Genomic DNA, 2,984 nt, shown 5'->3' on the forward strand with positions numbered 1-2,984 from the left:
ACCCTCCCTCCGCCCACGCGGGGCCCGGCCGCGGCCACCACCCATCACCAGCCACAACAAGGAGTTCGTTCCCGTGAGTGAGAGCGGCGGCACCTTCGACCTCGTCGTCCTTGGCGGCGGCAGCGGCGGCTACGCGGCGGCACTGCGCGCCGCGGAGCTGGACATGAGCGTCGTCCTGATCGAGAAAGACAAGCTCGGCGGCACCTGCCTGCACCGCGGCTGCATCCCCACCAAGGCCCTGCTGCACTCGGCCGAGGTCGCCGACTCCGCCAAGGAGAGCGAGAACTTCGGGGTCAAGGCCACGTTCGAGGGCATCGACATCCAGGCCGTGCACACCTACAAGGACAAGGTGATCGGCGGCCTGTTCAAGGGCCTGACCGGCCTGGTCAAGTCGCGCAAGATCACCGTCGTCGAGGGCGAGGGCAAGCTCACCGGCAAGGACGAGGTCACCGTCGACGGCGCCGTCTACAAGGGCCGCAACATCCTGCTGGCCACCGGTTCCAAGCCCAAGACCCTCGGGCTGGACATCGACGGCGAGAAGGTCATGACCAGCGACCAGGCCCTCGACCTGGACCGCGTGCCCGAGTCGGTCATCGTCCTGGGCGGCGGCGTGATCGGCGTGGAGTTCGCCAGCGTGTGGCGCTCCTACGGCGCCGACGTCACCATCGTCGAGGCCCTGCCGCACCTGGTGCCGGTGGAGGAGGAGTCCAGCTCCAAGCTGCTGGAGCGCGCCTTCCGCAAGCGCAAGATCAAGTACGAGCTGGGCACCCCGTTCGAGTCGGTCAAGACCACCGACTCCGGCGTCACCGTCACCCTCAAGGGGGGCAAGACCCTGGAGGCCGAGGTCCTGCTGGTGGCCATCGGCCGCGGGCCGGTCTCGGAGGGCCTGGGCTACGAGGAGCAGGGCATCACCCTGGACCGCGGCTTCGTCCAGGTGGACGAGAACCTGCACACCGGCGTGGGCAACGTCTACGCCGTGGGCGACCTCATCCCCACCCTCCAGCTCGCCCACGTCGGCTTCGCCGAGGGCATCTTCGTCGCCGAGCACATCGCCGGGCAGAACCCGCCCGCGATCGACTACGACGGCGTCCCCCGCGTCACCTACTGCGAGCCCGAGGTCGCGTCCGTGGGCCTGACCACCAAGGTCGCCAAGGAGCGCGGACACGACGTCGTGGAGATGAACTACAGCCTCGCGGGCAACGGCAAGAGCCAGATCCTGCAGACGCAGGGCGCGGTGAAGGTCATCGCCGAGAAGGACGGCCCCGTACTGGGCGTCCACATGGTCGGCAGCCGCGTCGGCGAGCTGATCGCCGAGGGGCAGCTGATCTACAACTGGGAGGCCCTGCCCTCCGAGGTGGCCCAGCTGATCCACCCGCACCCGAGCCAGTCCGAGGCGCTGGGCGAGGCGCACCTCGCGCTGGCGGGCAAGCCGCTGCACGTCCACGACTGACCGCACCACCGGGGGCGGGCCGCGAGGGCCCGCCCCCGCACACATCCGCGCTGCCCATCAAGGGGTTGGGCAGAGACCGCGCCCAGATCCAACGAGGAAACCCATGCCGACTTCCGTTTCCATGCCCGCCCTGGGTGAGAGCGTCACCGAGGGCACCGTCACCCAGTGGCTCAAGAGCGTGGGCGACACCGTCGAGGTGGACGAACCGCTCCTGGAGGTCTCCACCGACAAGGTGGACACCGAGATTCCCTCACCCGTCGCGGGCGTACTCACCAAGATCCTCGTCGACGAGGACGAGACCGTGGAGATCGGCGCGGAGATCGCCGTCATCGGCGGCACCGGGGACGAGCCCCCGGCCGTCTCCGAGGGCGCGGCCCCGGCCGAGGCCGAGCCCAAGGCCGAACCGGTGTCGGAGCCCGAGCCCGCCGAGGCCGAGTCCGCCGCGCCCGCCCCGAAGGCCGAGGCCGAGCCCGAGCCCGCCGCGGACCGGGACAAGGACGGCGAGAGCCCGTCCGTGGACATCGGCACCCTCAGCGGCACCGGCCGCGCCTCGGGTACCGACGCCGGGACCGAGGCGTACGTGACCCCGCTGGTGCGCAAGCTCGCCTCCGAGCACGGCGTGAACCTCAGCCGTGTCAAGGGCACCGGCGTGGGCGGCCGCGTCCGCAAGCAGGACGTGCTCAAGGCCGCCGAGGAGCAGAAGGCCGACGCCGCGCGCGCCGCCGCCCCCGCGCCGTCCTCGGCCCCGCGCAAGGGGGCCACCGACACCTCCCTGCGCGGCCGTACCGAGAAGCTCACCCGCCTGCGCCTGTCCATCGCGGACCGGATGGTGGAGTCGCTGCACGTCTCGGCCACGACCACGCAGGTCATCGAGGTGGACGTCACCAAGATCGCCCGCCTGCGCGAGCACTCCGCCGAGCGCTTCGCCGAGCGCGAGGACGTGCGGCTGGACTTCTTCCCGTTCTTCGCGCTGGCCGCGGTGGAGGCCCTGCGCTCCCACCCCAAGCTCAACGCCGTGATCGACAGCGACAAGCAGGAGGTGACCTACCACGACGTGGAGAACCTCGGCGTCTCGGTGGACACCGAGCGCGGTCTGCTGGCCCCCGTGGTCAAGGACGCGGGCAAGCTGGGCCTGGGTGAGCTGGCGCGCAGGCTCAAGGACCTGACCGAGCGCGCCCACACCGGCCAGCTGGGCCCGGACGAGCTGGGCGGCGGCACGTTCACCATCGCCGAGACCGGCTGCACCGGCGCGCTGTTCGGCACGCCGATCATCAACCAGCCGCAGGTGGCCATCCTGGGCACCGGCGCGGTCGTCAAGCGCCCCGTCGTGGTCGAGGACACCGCCATGGGCGACGAGGTGATCGCGGTCCGCTCGATGGTGTACCTGTCGCTGGCCCACGACCACCGCCTGATCGACAGCGCCGACGCCGGGCGCTTCCTCCAGAGCGTGAAGGCGCGTCTGGAGGAGGGCGCCTTCGAGGACGACCTGGGCCTGTAGGCCCGGGCCCCGGAGGCCCCCACACCACCCGCCGGG

At 71.2% G+C, this 2,984-nt stretch carries 2 protein-coding genes; both read left to right on the plus strand.

From position 1 onward, the window contains the following. The first annotated feature begins 73 nt into the window (after nt 1-73). The gene (lpdA, locus tag DQW06_RS22545; protein WP_013151995.1) at nt 74-1,450 is read left to right on the plus strand and encodes a dihydrolipoyl dehydrogenase; all 1,377 of its coding nucleotides are present in this window, start codon (nt 74-76) and stop codon (nt 1,448-1,450) included. Nucleotides 1,451-1,553: 103 nt separating this feature from the next. After that, nucleotides 1,554-2,948: a 2-oxoglutarate dehydrogenase, E2 component, dihydrolipoamide succinyltransferase gene (gene sucB, locus DQW06_RS22550; protein WP_232833120.1), complete on the plus strand. Its 1,395-nt coding sequence runs from the start codon at nt 1,554-1,556 to the stop codon at nt 2,946-2,948. Nucleotides 2,949-2,984 lie beyond the last annotated feature (36 nt).

Origin of the sequence: Nocardiopsis sp. TNDT3, from assembly GCF_003427465.1 — a bacterium.
In the GTDB taxonomy this organism is placed as follows: domain Bacteria; phylum Actinomycetota; class Actinomycetes; order Streptosporangiales; family Streptosporangiaceae; genus Nocardiopsis; species Nocardiopsis dassonvillei.